Source organism: Neobacillus drentensis (genome assembly GCF_036965425.1).
In the GTDB taxonomy this organism is placed as follows: Bacteria; Bacillota; Bacilli; order Bacillales; family Cytobacillaceae; genus Neobacillus; species Neobacillus drentensis_F.
In genome coordinates this window covers 1-14,135 of record NZ_JBALPP010000104.1, presented here as the reverse complement: position 1 = coordinate 14,135, position 14,135 = coordinate 1, and the positions used below count along the sequence as shown (strand labels likewise).

General features: G+C 36.2%; 18 protein-coding genes. 10 read left to right on the top strand and 8 right to left on the bottom strand.

Annotation, left to right across the window (positions count from 1 at the left end; translation table 11 throughout):
* The first annotated feature begins 89 nt into the window (after positions 1–89).
* Entirely contained in the window at positions 90–224 is a 135-nt protein-coding gene (gene yhfH / locus V7161_RS22575) for a protein YhfH (protein ID WP_223595460.1), read from the top strand.
* Between the two features lie 121 nt (positions 225–345).
* Positions 346–531, top strand: a complete 186-nt coding sequence (locus V7161_RS22570; RefSeq protein ID WP_223595458.1) for a hypothetical protein — start codon at positions 346–348, stop codon at positions 529–531.
* A gap of 48 nt (positions 532–579) precedes the next feature.
* Here the strand turns inward: V7161_RS22570 and V7161_RS22565 are convergent, their stop codons facing one another.
* Positions 580–765, bottom strand: a complete 186-nt coding sequence (locus tag V7161_RS22565) for a cold-inducible protein YdjO-related protein (RefSeq protein WP_335715100.1) — start codon at positions 763–765, stop codon at positions 580–582.
* Between the two features lie 85 nt (positions 766–850).
* Here V7161_RS22565 and V7161_RS22560 point away from each other — a divergent pair, with 85 nt between their 5' ends.
* Positions 851–1,003 carry a hypothetical protein gene (locus tag V7161_RS22560; protein ID WP_223595457.1) on the top strand — a complete coding sequence of 51 codons (153 nt, stop codon included), beginning with the start codon at positions 851–853 and terminating at the stop codon, positions 1,001–1,003.
* Positions 1,004–1,030: 27 nt separating this feature from the next.
* Here the strand turns inward: V7161_RS22560 and V7161_RS22555 are convergent, their stop codons facing one another.
* The gene (locus V7161_RS22555) at positions 1,031–1,873 is read right to left on the bottom strand and encodes a formate/nitrite transporter family protein (RefSeq protein WP_335715095.1); all 843 of its coding nucleotides are present in this window, start codon (positions 1,871–1,873) and stop codon (positions 1,031–1,033) included.
* 177 nt (positions 1,874–2,050) lie between these two features.
* Positions 2,051–3,976 carry an endonuclease MutS2 gene (locus tag V7161_RS22550; protein ID WP_335715094.1) on the bottom strand — a complete coding sequence of 642 codons (1,926 nt, stop codon included), beginning with the start codon at positions 3,974–3,976 and terminating at the stop codon, positions 2,051–2,053.
* A 453-nt stretch (positions 3,977–4,429) separates the two neighbouring features.
* On the opposite strand from V7161_RS22550, the gene V7161_RS22545 reads away from it, so the two are divergent.
* Both V7161_RS22545 and V7161_RS22540 read left to right on the top strand, forming a co-directional pair.
* Positions 4,430–5,032: an SCO family protein gene (locus V7161_RS22545; protein ID WP_335715093.1), complete on the top strand. Its 603-nt coding sequence runs from the start codon at positions 4,430–4,432 to the stop codon at positions 5,030–5,032.
* Positions 5,033–5,599: 567 nt separating this feature from the next.
* Positions 5,600–7,219: an ABC-F family ATP-binding cassette domain-containing protein gene (locus tag V7161_RS22540; RefSeq protein WP_335715092.1), complete on the top strand. Its 1,620-nt coding sequence runs from the start codon at positions 5,600–5,602 to the stop codon at positions 7,217–7,219.
* Between the two features lie 38 nt (positions 7,220–7,257).
* Here the strand turns inward: V7161_RS22540 and V7161_RS22535 are convergent, their stop codons facing one another.
* Positions 7,258–7,398 (bottom strand): YuzL family protein, encoded by a 141-nt coding sequence (locus tag V7161_RS22535; RefSeq protein ID WP_223595448.1) that lies wholly within the window; start codon positions 7,396–7,398, stop codon positions 7,258–7,260.
* Positions 7,399–7,499: 101 nt separating this feature from the next.
* On the opposite strand from V7161_RS22535, the gene V7161_RS22530 reads away from it, so the two are divergent.
* Positions 7,500–7,742 (top strand): YkuS family protein, encoded by a 243-nt coding sequence (locus V7161_RS22530; RefSeq protein WP_223595446.1) that lies wholly within the window; start codon positions 7,500–7,502, stop codon positions 7,740–7,742.
* 40 nt (positions 7,743–7,782) lie between these two features.
* Here V7161_RS22530 and V7161_RS22525 read toward each other — a convergent pair whose 3' ends face one another.
* A complete protein-coding gene (locus V7161_RS22525; RefSeq protein ID WP_335715091.1) occupies positions 7,783–8,190 on the bottom strand; it encodes a hypothetical protein in 408 nt (135 codons plus the stop codon).
* Positions 8,191–8,281: 91 nt separating this feature from the next.
* Between V7161_RS22525 and V7161_RS22520 the strand changes: the two genes are divergently transcribed.
* On the top strand, positions 8,282–8,506 hold the full coding sequence (locus V7161_RS22520) for a hypothetical protein (protein ID WP_335715090.1): 225 nt from the start codon (positions 8,282–8,284) through the stop codon (positions 8,504–8,506).
* Here V7161_RS22520 and V7161_RS22515 read toward each other — a convergent pair.
* The gene (locus tag V7161_RS22515; protein ID WP_335715089.1) at positions 8,503–8,991 is read right to left on the bottom strand and encodes an Hsp20/alpha crystallin family protein; all 489 of its coding nucleotides are present in this window, start codon (positions 8,989–8,991) and stop codon (positions 8,503–8,505) included. The genes V7161_RS22520 and V7161_RS22515 overlap by 4 nt on opposite strands.
* A gap of 132 nt (positions 8,992–9,123) precedes the next feature.
* Here V7161_RS22515 and V7161_RS22510 point away from each other — a divergent pair, with 132 nt between their 5' ends.
* From V7161_RS22510 to modB, 3 genes are all read left to right on the top strand, one after another.
* Positions 9,124–9,381, top strand: a complete 258-nt coding sequence (locus V7161_RS22510; RefSeq protein ID WP_335715088.1) for a hypothetical protein — start codon at positions 9,124–9,126, stop codon at positions 9,379–9,381.
* Positions 9,382–9,387: 6 nt separating this feature from the next.
* Entirely contained in the window at positions 9,388–9,621 is a 234-nt protein-coding gene (locus tag V7161_RS22505) for a hypothetical protein (protein WP_335715087.1), read from the top strand.
* Between the two features lie 79 nt (positions 9,622–9,700).
* Complete coding sequence (modB, locus tag V7161_RS22500; RefSeq protein ID WP_335715099.1) at positions 9,701–10,357, top strand: molybdate ABC transporter permease subunit; 657 nt, start codon at positions 9,701–9,703, stop codon at positions 10,355–10,357.
* 29 nt (positions 10,358–10,386) lie between these two features.
* Here modB and V7161_RS22495 read toward each other — a convergent pair whose 3' ends face one another.
* Together V7161_RS22495 and mprF are read right to left on the bottom strand one after the other, a co-directional pair.
* Positions 10,387–11,568, bottom strand: coding sequence for a D-alanyl-D-alanine carboxypeptidase family protein (locus V7161_RS22495; protein WP_335715086.1), 1,182 nt, complete (start codon positions 11,566–11,568; stop codon positions 10,387–10,389).
* Positions 11,569–11,693: 125 nt separating this feature from the next.
* A partial coding sequence (gene mprF / locus V7161_RS22490; protein WP_335715085.1) for a bifunctional lysylphosphatidylglycerol flippase/synthetase MprF occupies positions 11,694–14,135 on the bottom strand: 2,442 nt, incomplete at its 5' end.

The window sequence follows — 14,135 nt, the reverse complement described above, 5'->3', positions numbered from 1 at the left end:
TCAAAAAGAGAGGAATAATTTTTTTGCCCGCACTGTACTACAACAAGCAAACTTTAAATATATCTGTATTATTAAAGGAGGAGTTTACAATGTTAATGAGCCCGGTTGAATTTTTTCGTAATTTGCCAAATAAACAATGTCCAGAATGCGGTCAACATATGGAGGAACAAGCAGAATCTTACTTAGTGGAATGCGATCGCTGTCTATCTAAAAAAGAAGAATAAAAATGAAAACTCTCCATTGGCGGAGAGTTTTTTTATTTCATAAAAATTCCTTTTTAAAAAGCAAGAAATAAGCATAATTCGATTTTCTGAAGCAAAACCTGTTCATAAGGAGTTGATTCGAATGGCGAAAAAAGAAGATTACCTCACAACGGCACCAAAAGAAAAGCTCATTACTGTTAATACTGGTGCGGTTTTTCCTAACTTAAAAAATGTCCCAGGAGACTCGGTGGACGAACATGAGGCACTTGAGGAAGCGAATACCATTATTGCCGAAGGTGAAATTGGGCAGCAAAACGAAAATCTATAATAAAGAAAGGACTGTCCGATAACAGACAGTCTTTTTAAAACAAATGTATTATATTTTAGGAAGCTCACGAATTTCCTGTGACATCTGATTGCCACACATTGGACAAAGTAAATCGTCTGTTACAAAATCTTTTCTCATCCAGCCAATACATGAGTCGTCCATACAAGAATAGACTTCGGTATCCACCAGGATTGTTTCAATTTCTTCGTCTTTTGCCCGTTTACCATAAAAAATTGGAACCGCCTCCTTTTTTTATAGTATGTCCTAAAAAGTACCTTTCATTTCGAGAAAATTTTTTGCTAAAGGAGTATAAAATAATATGACTTTGAACTCAAAAAGATTTACTGCTGCAGGTACAGATATTGAAGAAGTAAAGAGGTTAAATGCACAGTCTGGGTTAAGCTACAATGAAGTAAAGCAATTATTGGCCGAACAATACATCAAGAATATCAATAAAGGAATAAGAATTTAAAAAAGGAAGCCTTCCTGAACTGGAAGGCTATGCTTTTGCCTTTTTTAAATATGGAGGTTTTGCCGTTTTTTTTTTCGTAAGTTTTAGCTGATGTTTTTGGTTTGACGTTGTAGATAAAAACACATAAGTTCCGCCTACAAACAGCCCTCCACCGATAATATTTCCAATTGTAACAGGAATTAAATTATGAAAAGCACCTCCTAGAGTTATGGTTTCTGGGTGCGGTAGTATTAGGGCAAGTGAAAACGTCACCATATTGGCCACACTATGCTCGAAGCCAGATGCAACAAAGGCAAACACTAACAGCATCATTACAGCAATTTTGCCTCCATCTCCTTTCACGTGCAAAGGGATCCAAACAGCTAAACAAACAACCCAGTTACAAAGGATGGCTCGGAAAAATAACTCCATAGTTGAATATTCCATTTTATGAGCCGCTGTTTCCATTAAAAGCTGACTATTTTCCAGCGATGAAAAAATCCCAGAATACAGTACTAGCAGGGCGAAAAAAACAGCACCTATGAGATTTCCGGTATAGCATGCAATCCAATTTTGGAGTGTATCCTTCCATGAGGTTTGTTTATTTAATGTGCTCACTGTGAAATACATTGTATTACCTGTAAATAATTCTGAACCTCCATAAATAATTAAAACCAAGGCAATTCCAAAAAAGATGGAAGTCATTAATGATGCAACCGGTGAATGGATATCAAAAAATCCCTCCCCTAAGCGAAATGATACCATAATCCCAAATCCAATATAAATACCAGACAGAGCTGCTCTTATTAAATACTTAATTAATGATTCATCAAGTATTTTTTTCTTTTTTAATGCCAGATTAATCACTTGTTCCATTGGTTGAAGTTCCATGAGAAAGACTCCTTTATTGTGAATTAATTCACAAATAATTTATATAAACATCATAAACCTCCATTACCCTTTTGTTAATAAGTAAACTTGAACGATATTTGACAGTTTATAAAGCGATTTCAAACCACATGCAAAACGAAAAAAGCTAGAACTTATATAAAGTCCTAGCTTTTTTCGTTATTCGGTATGATCGATAATGATATTTTCCTCGTGCTTTTTCGAAAGGATTTTACTTTTTTTCCGGTTTTCTTTTGATTGAAAAATAATATCAAAGTCATAATCCTCTGGATATAGTTCATTTGCGGCAATATAAAGCGTTAGCCTTTTGTGGTTTATGGACACTTTCTCCCCTTTAATTTGAACTATATAATTCCCCTGGGAATCCGGCCCCTGATAAACGATACCAAATTCATTTGCAGGTGAAACCTTGACATTGTCACCCTGTTGATATTGAGGGATTTGCAATTCCGCTCTGGGGGCTTTTTTTCTATTCTGATATTTATTGATAATAATCTGCTTCTCAATTTCCTTAAGCTTCCATGGTTCTGTTATGGCAGTTGTATAAATTTTTTCTTCCTTATAGGTAATTCTATGTGCCTTTTCAATTATTTTCGGATGAATGCCCAGCTTTAAAGCAATCGCAAACGCTTGGCTTTCCCCTCCCCTTCCAATATTTAAGCGATATGTCGGGCTTAGTGTGTTTAAGTCAAACTCCATTGACCCATTAATAAAACCATCGTGATTTTCAGCAAATTCCTTAATTTCACTATAATGAGTGGTTGCGAGGATGATAGCACCTTTTTCATAAAGAGTTTCCAAAATCGCTGTCGCAAGGCCCATTCCTTCCCCTGGGTCTGTGCCTGAACCAAGTTCATCTAACAGTGCCAAGGTTCGGCTATTGGTCTCCTTAAGAATGTCGATAATATTTACGATTCTTGAACCAAAGGTGCTTAAATTTTCGGTAATGCTCTGACCGTCCCCAATATCTACTAAAATGCGTTCAAAGACACTTAATTTACTTCCTTCCGCTGCTGGGATATGGAGACCACATTGTACCATTAAAGTTAAAATCCCTACAGTTTTAATGGTAACTGTTTTTCCACCGGTATTCGGACCTGTGATCACTAATGCTTTTTGATTTTGCGCTAACCTAAACGATAATGGTACTGCCTTTTCACCTAGTAAAGGATGCCTTGCATCAATGATTTCAACCTCACCTATATCATTTACTTCCGCTTTAACCGCATTAATTGAACGGCAATACTTGGCCTTGGCAAATACAAAGTCATAATGCACCATGATTTCGACGGCTAGGCGGATTTGCTGCGCTTTTTCTTCGACTAATCCAGTTAAAAAATACAATACTTTTTGCACTTCACTCACTTCATCAGCTTGAAGCCATGTCAGCTGATCCTGAAAAACGGCTATTTCTTCAGGTTCAATAAAAAGCGTGGAACCCGATGCCGATGTATCAAGCACGGTGCCTTTTATTTTATTACGGTATTCCTTCTTTATTGGAATTACAAATCTTCCATTTCGCTGACTGATTACATTTTCCTGCAAATAGGTTTTGTATTTATTTGAGCGGACCAACTGCATACTTTTTTCTTTAAGCCGTTCCTCGTGAATGGCCATTTGTTTTCTAATTTTTAGCAGCTCTTTTGTAGCATAGTCATCAACTCTTCCGTTTCGGATGCAACGAATAATTTCGCTTGCCAGGTCTGGCAATTCATCAATTGCATCGACATAAGCTGAAACTCTTGGTGCATAAAATTCCTTATCTTTCATGTACCTTTTCATTTTGACGCAGCAATCCAAAAAATCATACAGCCTTGAAAGTTGATCAGGTCTTAAGGCAGTTCCTTTATTCAGATTATTTTGAAGCTGTTCCATTCCATCCATCCCAGAAATGGGCACACTTGCACTTCTTTTTAAAATATGAACCGCCTCAGTAACTTCATCTAGCCAGGCTTCAATTTGGTTTTTATTAGTGGATGGTTCCAGCTTAAGAATCTTTTCTTTCCCTTCTTTTGTTAACGCAAACTGTGCAATTGTTTCTTTTATTTGTGGAAATTCTAACGTATGAAAAGTGTGTTGATTCACTTTTTTTGCCTCCTTTGTAATAAAAAAAAGCCGCAATGAACAATGTCATTGCGGCTGAAAAAAACGAGTTAAAAACACTCATTTTCTTTATACAAAATTTTATCCAAAATAAAAACTGTCTACACGAGTGTACACAGCATCATTGGTAAAAGATGTATGCGTATGTTTGCCCATTGTTCTTAACTTCATTCCAGCCATACTTAAATAAGCCTTCTCTGCTTATAAAAAACAGACAAGCGCGGTGAAATGAAAATATCCAATTGATTGGATTAGTTAAGAACGACACCTAACATAAAACATACTCCTTCAAAATAAAAATTAAAAATTTGACTAAATAATACTATACTTGGAATAGATAGTCAACTAATATTCGGAAAAATGGGTTTTTGTTCACAAATTATCCATATCATTTTTCTGCGAACTTCTTTATCCTTTTAATAGGAGGGATTCGAAATGAAAAAGATTTATCTTATTTGCGGTCTAGCGCTGTTCCTTGGAATTACTGCGGGAATATCGTTTTTCCTTATACGCGATGCAAATGCTAAAATTCCAGCAAATGTTACCTTAATTAACCAAAATAATGAAGACTATAATTTTGGTAAAGATAAAACGAAATTAAAGCTTGTTGAGTTTATCTATACCCATTGTCCTGATATCTGCCCAACTACGACACAAAAAATGGTTGGCTTAAAAAATGATTTAGTAAAAAGCGGTGTATTTGGCAAGGAAATCGAATATATCACCATCACAATAGACCCATATCGTGACACACCAAAAGTCTTAAAAAGTTATATGAATGGTTTCGAAATTAATAATAATGAAAGCTGGCAGTTCTTAACTGGGGACAAGCAAAAAATAAAAGAAGAACAGCAAAAAATCAAGCAAGTCACGGGGGCACTACAATTTCAATATAAAGACCCCGGGAATGGCCAATTCATTCATTCTACCTTTACCTACTTAGTAGATGAAAACAATAAATTTATTGAAAAATTTCCAATGGGAAAAGAATTTAATAAAAAAGAAGTTTACAACAAAATAATGGATGAAATTAAATAATAGACTGGGTTATATGTCACCATTTATCTTGAAACGATGTTGATTGGAGCGGAAGGCGCGAGACTCCTGCGGGAGTACGGGGCTGGGGAGACCCCGCAGGCGCTTTAGCGCCGAGGAGGCTCCACGGAACGCCCGCGAACCGCTCGCGCCAGGAGCGCAAATCAACAGCCAGATTTAAACACGGCCTTATAATAAAAAAAGCGGTTAATCCTGGAGGGATTAATCGCTTTTTATTACCTATTTTCCTATTTAATTCACGGATGAAGGAAATTTTTTAAGTTGCTGTAAAGATAAAAGGTAATTGGACTTTGGTTTTGTTAAACTCACTTTTATTCCTGCTTTTTTTAATTTGTTAACGAGATCAGTAAGCTGTTTTTTTGCCATACTTATCACCTTCTTTAAAACTTCTTAAACCAATTCTACAACAAATTTATGAATAAAGTGTGAAAACGGGAAAAATTTTTTAGAAAATTTTTCTTTCACATCACTTCATTCCAATAGAATTCGCCCTTCCCTTATTTTAATGATATAATTAATAGATATTTTGTTTTGGAGGATGTTTTAATTATGATTACTGTAAGTAACGTAAGTTTGAGATACGGGGACCGGAAGTTATTTGAAGATGTGAATATTAAATTCACGCCAGGAAATTGTTATGGTTTAATCGGAGCAAATGGTGCCGGTAAATCTACTTTTATAAAAATTTTATCTGGTGAAATTGAAGCACAAACTGGTACTGTTACATTAGGACCTAATGAACGGATGGCCGTTTTGAAACAAAACCATTTTGAATACGAAGAATTTGAGGTTTTAAAGACCGTTATTATGGGGCATACAAGACTTTACGAAGTCATGCAGGAAAAAGATGCCATTTATATGAAAGAAAACTTCACCGATGAAGACGGCATGAAAGCTGCTGAACTTGAAGGGGAATTTGCTGAATTAAACGGATGGGAAGCTGAACCAGAGGCTGCTATTCTTTTAAAAGGTCTCGGAATTGGCGAAGATCTTCATTATAAAAAAATGGCGGAGTTGACAGGGTCTGAAAAAGTTAAGGTCCTGCTTGCACAGGCATTATTCGGCCGACCTGATGTCCTACTTTTGGACGAGCCGACCAACCATTTGGATATCAAAGCTATTCAATGGCTTGAAGATTTCTTAATTAACTTTGAAAACACCGTTATTGTTGTATCCCATGATCGTCATTTTCTAAATAAAGTATGTACCCATATTGCTGATTTGGACTTTAGTAAAATTCAAATCTATGTAGGGAACTATGACTTCTGGTATGAATCAAGCCAGTTAGCATCAAGAATGGCATCTGATGCCAATAAGAAAAAAGAAGAAAAAATTAAAGAACTACAAAGCTTTATTGCCCGATTTAGTGCAAATGCCTCTAAATCAAAGCAGGCTACATCCCGTAAAAAACTTTTAGACAAGATTACATTAGATGATATTAAGCCGTCTTCTCGCCGTTACCCATTCGTTGGGTTTACACCAGACCGTGAAATTGGGAATGATTTATTAAGAGTTGAGGGGTTAACAAAAACTATTGATGGTGTAAAGGTGCTTGATAATATCAGTTTCTTTATGAATAAAGGAGATAAAATAGCACTTGTTGGCACAAACGAAATCGCTAAAACGACGCTTTTCAAAATTTTAATGGGCGAAATGGAAGCGGACAGCGGCACTTTTAAGTGGGGAATCACAACATCACAAGCTTATTTTCCGAAGGATAACTCGGAGTATTTTGAAAACAGCGATTTAAACCTTGTTGATTGGCTTCGACAATTCTCTCCAAAGGATGACAGTGAAAGCTTTTTACGTGGATTCTTAGGAAGGATGCTATTCTCTGGCGAGGAAGTACTTAAAAAAGCAAGTGTCCTTTCTGGAGGAGAAAAAGTTCGCTGTATGCTTTCAAAAATGATGTTAAATGGAGCCAATGTCCTGCTATTAGACGAGCCGACAAACCATCTTGATTTGGAATCAATTACAGCTCTTAACAATGGATTGATCAACTTTAAAGGGTCTATGCTGTTTGCTTCCCATGACCATCAGTTCATACAAACAATTGCAAATCGCATTTTTGAATTAACACCAAATGGCTTAGTTGATAAGCAAATGACTTATGATGAATACCTAGAAAACGATGAAATTCAGAAACAAGTAGCTGAAATGTATAAATAAAAATAGAAGGCACCTTCATGGTGCCTTCTATTTTTTATTTACATTCTTTTCTGCTTTCTTCTAGAAGAAGGCTCTGCTCTTGAGCCAGTTTCAGTCATTGTTGTTCCTTGCCCTTCTACCTGCGGTGAATTAAGCCCAATTGTAGAAGGATCTGCTTTCTTCTTACTTCGCTTACCCACTTGAAACACCTCCCATTTTATCTTTTGGAAGAATATCGCAACTTATGCGGAATATTTCTTTGAAACTTAGACATGATAATTTACAGGAGGAGGTGTTTAGAATGGCAAAAGTTGGAGTTGAACAATCTCTTACAAATATTTCACAAGCTCTTCGGGAAAAAGGATATGATGTTGTGGATTTAAAGCAGGAGTCAGATGCTCAAAACTGTGATTGCTGTGTTGTTTCCGGCCTAGATTCTAACGTTATGGGAATGCAGGATACGACAACAAAAGCGTCTGTTATTGATGCGAACGGCTTGTCTGCTGATGAGGTATGCCAGCAAGTTGAAAGCAGACTGCAATAATTTTTTTAAAGACTAAAGGGTACAACTTTAGTCTTTTTTCTTACACTTCTTTTTTCGCCTGTATATTAACCCGCGGGCTCTTTTCAGTTGATGTTTGTTTCATTTCTCCCTGCTTTTCTCCTCTTTCTTCGTCGGTTAACGCTGGAGTAAATTCACTTCCATATGTAGCTCCAATATTCAGTTTTCCTTTTAACTCTTTGATTCCAAGTTGTCCAAAATTATTATTTAACTCATATTTATCTAAAATGATTTTTTCTATATTTATTTTTTCAATAATAATAGGCGCTTCTTGGCTTTTTCCTTTTGCTTCAGCTGGAATTTGTTCTTGAATTGTTTGCAGCGATTTTTTCAATTCTTCCAAATTCATTTCTAAAAATAGCAATTTTCTCTTTAATTCCTTTTCGTAATCATTTTTACCGAATTTATGGAATAAATCTTTTAATGACATACTCACAAACGCTCCCTTACTTCCTGCCTTACTCTCAAGTATATGGGGAAATCACTTTAACATGTCCAAAGTAAAAAGGAGGATGCAAAAAATGTTCTATATTCCAACAGTAGGTAATCTTGGGCTCATAAAAATCAATGAGGTTGGCCAAGGCTCAACCTTTACCATCGGAAGTGCACAATTAATATCGCGGAAGAATACGAACAAGAAAAACCAAGGATTCGGGCAGCAAATTGCTGACTTTTCGACCATATCCTTACCAATCCAAACTGTTGAGGATACTGATCTTCTAGACGCGATTGTCATTAACGGCTAGTCTATTGGTATGATTTCACCTTTTTCAACGATTCGCTGATAACTTACGAATAATAAACCATTCCAAAATTTAGCACTTAGTTGATTTGGGGCAATGGTATCTGGCAAGGTAATCTGCCTAAGAAATTCACCATAAAACCTTTCCGTATAGCTCTTTTTCAAGTGCGGATGAAGTGGTGAAGCGGTTCCTTTTATAGTTAATATATTTCCGTTAAGCCCTAATTCAATATTCTCTTTCGTGACACCAGGAAGTTCGATCAAGACAATAACTTCACTTTCACCTTCTAAAATATCAATGATAGGAAAGGTGCGCTGCTTTTCCTCCTGTCCCGTTTTCCTATTTACTCCATCACCAGGGGAATTAAATTGCTGATCGTTCATCATGAATTGTTTTGTAAATTCCTGGTCAAAAATATTGGTCCAGAAATCCCCACCATGCATATTCTTGGCAAGCTCCATCCATTGTTTCAATTTATCCATTTCCATCTAATCCACACCCCCTTCATGCTTATTTTCATCATACTATTTATCTTTGAAAATTAATCCAACTTTTCTTTATACCTCATAAAGATTTTGGAACCGCATATATTTATAAGCAAGTAAAAGGAGGGGATTAAAATGCCAGCTCCAGTTCCGTATATTAATATAAATATATTCATGATTAAAATTAATTCCTTTGAAAATGCTTCTGCTGTAAATATTGGGCAAAACCTTTTAGCCGAGTGGCATAATTCTGATAAAAAAAATCAGGGCTACGGACAAAATTTTGGTGATTGCAGTGATTTTGTGGCAACAAGAAGTTTTGTGGATGATAAGGATCAAATTGACTCCCCAACCTCCTTCGACTCTCAACCAATCAATAGTGTAAAGGAGTGATCGTTCTTGTTATTTGCTCCAATGGTTGTCAATTTACTCGGTTTCAAAGTCAATGTCATTGATCAGGGTTCCAATGTCGTCATGGGTCCCAATCAACAGTTTGATTTATTTGTTTCAACGAAACGGAATCAGGGATTTGGGGAATTGAACGGGGACATTTCGCCGGTCAATATCCCAATTCAGGCGGTTACAGACCAGGATGTCATTGATAGTGCCTCTATAAAGAACAGTGTCGTTTAAACCATGAATCAAAAACTGCCTCCAGGCAGTTTTTTTGTTATAATGGTTAAGAGCATAAAGTATTGGATGGATAAACTTGATACATAATGAATTTTGGCCTCCTATTTTATTGTCCCTTAAAGTGGCTTCCCTTTCTGTTATTTTAGTATTTATTTCCGGTACCCTTATTGGAAGACTGTTAACTAAAACTCATTTCAAAGGAAAAGTAGTTGTAGAGACTTTTCTGTTACTGCCTATTGTTTTGCCGCCTACCGTTATTGGCTTTTTATTAATTTATTTCTTCGGCAGGAACAGTCCTGCCGGTATATTGATTGAAGAATTATTTCAAAGCACCATCATGTTTACTCCTTGGGCTGCGGTAATTGCCTCAACGATTGTCGCCTTTCCGCTAATGTATCAAACTGTAAAAACAGGTTTTCAATCTGTTGACAAAGATATTGAAGAAGCCGCACGGGTTGATGGAGCGAACGAATGGAATGTCTTTTTACTCGTCAGCGTTCCTTTATCAATAAAATCAATCATTACCGGCATCATATTAAGCTTTGCAAGAGCACTTGGAGAATTTGGGGCAACTTTAATGTTTGCTGGTAATATTCCTGGTAAAACACAAACCGCCCCTACAGCTATATATATTGCCATGGAATCTGGAAACATGAAATTAGCCTGGTTTTTAGTCATTGCAATGGTGTTGCTCTCCTTTTTGATGTTATTAGCCACAAACGTTAATCCAAAATAAAGCGATGGAGAGTATTCCTCTCCATCGCTTTATTTTGGATTTATCATTTTTCTTGATTTTTTTCGTATGCCAATATATAGTACAGCAATTCCAAGTATTATTACCCCCATAATAGCGTTAAGCTCCGTTAGTTGCTTATTGTGTGCTTTTTGAGCTTTTGTAGACGGCGCAGCAAGTTCGGTTTTCTTTGGAACTGGTTTTGGCTCCTTATAATGAAGAGGAACCTCCTGGACCATTTGACCCTTTATATTTTTTATCAACAAAATTCCGTTTGGAGCCACTTCCTTTGTTGCCCCATTTATCTCTTCTGTAATGACAGTATCTTTATCCAGATAATATTGTTTCTGATCTTTTTGATAGATTTCACCTTGTTTGAGAATAGCATTTTGAAAGTGACTAAAACCATAATCAAACAAAGCGGCAGTATCTTTATATTTATCATTTTTATACCTTGATTTCATAACGACAGCCGTTAATTTAATTTTTCCATTATCAGCTGTTGTGGACAAGGTCTGCCTGGATTCAGTAGTAAATCCTGTTTTTCCGCCCGTAATCCCTGGATAAGGAAGTTCCCCTTTTAGCATGCGGTGATGTGTAACGAGCTTGGTGCTCCAAGATTGTCCCACCCACATGAGCTCTTTTGTGCCAAATATTTCTCTAAATATTGGGTTTTTCATCGCATAATTTGTGATGAGTGCCATATCCATTGCTGTCGTGTAATGATTCTCGTCAAACAATCCATTGGGATTCGTAAAATGTGTATTTTTTACTCCGATAGTGGTATTTAAATATTGATTCATATTTTCTGCAAAATGTTCCACACTTCCATCTAAATGTTCAGCAATGGCAACAGCTGCATCATTTCCAGAGTTAATCAGCATTCCTTGAATAAGCTTTTTTAAAGGGACCTGCTCCCCCTCAACCAGATAGACCCTTGTCCCATCTTGTCTTACTGTATTGGCGCTGACCGTTGCAATACTGCTTAAATCCCCTTTTTCAATCGCATAGATGGCTGTTGCAATTTTAGTAATGCTTGCAGGATACATTTTTTGGTCGACATTTTTTGCATATAAAACGGCACCTGTCTCAGAATCCAACAGGCAGGCAGCCTCACTTTTAAGTTCTAATGAAGGTTCCTCTGCTGCAAAGGCTTTCATTTGCCAAGATAGTGCCACAAGGAAAATTATGAAATAAGTAAATAATTTTTTCAATACAAAACACCCTATCTTTAACTATTTCCTATTTGATTTTAACAGATAATTAATAGAAAAAAATAATATTTCAAAAAAATTGTTATAAAAAAAACCTGTCCGTCATCGTAACAGGTCAAAATTGGTTAAGATCTTTTTTTCGATATTAGTAAAGTAATTTGGGCCATGATTAAAGGTAAAGAGGATTTTCTTCGATATGCTAAATATTTCGGTTCCCAAACATTCGTATACTTTTCTTTGAACTTTCTTAAGTCTTGAAAATGATAAATAAAGTGGCCGTGCAGGAAAATTTGGGCAGCTATTTTCTCACTTAAAAATGCAAACTTCGATAAGCCGACATTAGCTAGAGGCGCCATTCCCATATTAAAGCGGTGATAGCCCTGTTCTTTAGCCCAATCTATTAAAGACAGGAACAGAAAATCAATAATTCCAGGTTCTACCTCTGGCTTAAATCTCATTAAATCCACTGATATGGTCTCTGCGTCATCATAAACATGCATGATACTCATAAAGCCTAGAATTTGTTTATTTTGATCACGTACAATCCCGATTGGTACCCTATTTAAGTAATCTTCATCAAAGAAACCAAGGGAAAAGCCCTTCTCAGTTCTCCCTTGAAGCCAATCATTTGATACCTCTCTTAATTCTGCAAAAAGTTCATTCGAAAAAGGTGGCTGCAGTAATTCAAAGGAGTATTGGCCGCGATTGAATTCACTTCTAAGGGCTCGCAGCCCTTTCATTTTACTTCCTGAAAGCGAGAAGTTTTTTAAATCGATGAAGGCTTCTTCCCCTAATTTAAAGAAGGCAAATCCATGGCCATGAAGAAAGGGGAGCATCTCGTCACTTACTTGATAGAAAACAGGTGTAAATCCATGGAGATCCGCTATTTCCTGGAATTCTTCTATCGCACTTGATAATTCACCCTTTTCGCCTATTGGATCCCCTAGTACTACTAACTTATCAGCATATTTTTGAAATGGTATTAAAACATTTCTATGTTTATTCCAAAAGATATATTTATCATGTAAGAAGATTAGGTGAGTTAAAACTTTTCCATGATACTTCGTCAAATGGCGATTGATTTCATCCTCAAAATCAGATGACCTCTCCAATTTCCATTTCTTCGGCAAGCTAATGAAATAGCCGGAGATAAGTATTAATAACGCAATAACAAGGCCGATACTCGCACTCTTAAACAAATCACGGTAATCGAGAATCACATACGGCAAAAATTTTGTCGGAATGGCTAATTTCGCCTCAGGTAAATTTAGATAACCAATAATGAGATACGTTGAGGTGATAATTAATATGATGGTCATATCAAAAATCGTTTTTCCCCAAGTCAGCACATAACTCTCACGGTAAAATTGATCTTTAGAGAATCTTAGTAACAGGGCTACAATAATTAAAAAGATAGCCTCCTCATAATCAATCCCTTTAAAAATGGAGAAAAGTGCCGCGAGAATCAACGCAAACATCGTCAAATCGTAAGTCCGCTTCACACTGTATTCGATCCCGCGAGACAATCCTAAAAGTAAAAACCCTGCCGCAACAGAAAGCTGATGAGATACATTTATAATCGGAAAAGATAGCAGCTCTTGTGCAATTCTTAACCGGGACATAATCCCAGGTACACTAGCTGACAATAACAAAATTAACCCGGATAAAAACACGAGAATTGTCAGGATAATATGACTTAGCCCTTGAATAATAGCCTTAGGCAAATAATTCCAGGATTTATTCCACTTTTTCCAATATAATTTTACAAAAAAGATCAAACTGGTGAAAAATGGGATGAAATAATAACCAGTTCGATAAAAAAGCAGTAACACCAAGATTTTTTCTTCAGGGATATGTAATTCTTGCATTCCCCACAAAAAAACCAAATCAAACGAGCCAAGTCCCCCAGGAATCATGCTTATGATACCTGCACAGGCCGCCACAATATAAACCGGAAAAAGCTGTTCAAAGGATATAGCTATCCCCAATACATTACATAATACAAATATCGCTATAAATACAGCTAACCATTCAACTATCGAGATGATGACAAGTTCAGCTGCAATTTTGTTAGTAAATTGGGACTGATGGTCCTTTTTAGATTTTATAATATGTATAAATAAAAAGATCGGTAGATATAAACCAACGCCCCATACAGCAAAATAAAGCCATTTTGTATCAATAAACAAGGGAAAATGATGATATCCAAGTGCTACAATCCATGAAAGAAACGAGATTCCCGTTAAATAAAAAAGGGAAACGGTAGCGATGACACCTAAAAGCCGCCGTTTATCATGCTCAAACTTATGAAAAAAATAAGTTCTTAACATGGCTCCAACCAATCCGCCAAAACCTATTAAATTAGAAAAAGAATTGGCAATAAAGGATTGTTCTAACAGCTCCCTCTTTGGAACTTTTATTTTTAAAATCCTTACAAGGACAACATCATACAATAGCATCGGCAGAACAGCACAGAAAGTAACGGCTAAAATTAATAATAATGAGAAAATATTGAGTTGATTAATTTCATTTTTTAATAATTGTAAATTTAGATACCCAGTAAATTT

Coding starts and splice junctions, on each gene's coding strand:
- V7161_RS22555 (WP_335715095.1), bottom strand. CDS start 1,873: ATGGAACTTCAACCAATGGAACAAGTGATTAATCTGGCATTAAAAAAG.
- V7161_RS22530 (WP_223595446.1), top strand. CDS start 7,500: ATGGCAAAAGTTGGAGTTGAACAATCTCTTACAAATATTTCACAAGCT.
- V7161_RS22545 (WP_335715093.1), top strand. CDS start 4,430: ATGAAAAAGATTTATCTTATTTGCGGTCTAGCGCTGTTCCTTGGAATT.
- V7161_RS22525 (WP_335715091.1), bottom strand. CDS start 8,190: ATGTCATTAAAAGATTTATTCCATAAATTCGGTAAAAATGATTACGAA.
- V7161_RS22520 (WP_335715090.1), top strand. CDS start 8,282: ATGTTCTATATTCCAACAGTAGGTAATCTTGGGCTCATAAAAATCAAT.
- V7161_RS22570 (WP_223595458.1), top strand. CDS start 346: ATGGCGAAAAAAGAAGATTACCTCACAACGGCACCAAAAGAAAAGCTC.
- V7161_RS22510 (WP_335715088.1), top strand. CDS start 9,124: ATGCCAGCTCCAGTTCCGTATATTAATATAAATATATTCATGATTAAA.
- V7161_RS22515 (WP_335715089.1), bottom strand. CDS start 8,991: ATGGAAATGGATAAATTGAAACAATGGATGGAGCTTGCCAAGAATATG.
- yhfH (WP_223595460.1), top strand. CDS start 90: ATGTTAATGAGCCCGGTTGAATTTTTTCGTAATTTGCCAAATAAACAA.
- V7161_RS22560 (WP_223595457.1), top strand. CDS start 851: ATGACTTTGAACTCAAAAAGATTTACTGCTGCAGGTACAGATATTGAA.
- V7161_RS22540 (WP_335715092.1), top strand. CDS start 5,600: ATGATTACTGTAAGTAACGTAAGTTTGAGATACGGGGACCGGAAGTTA.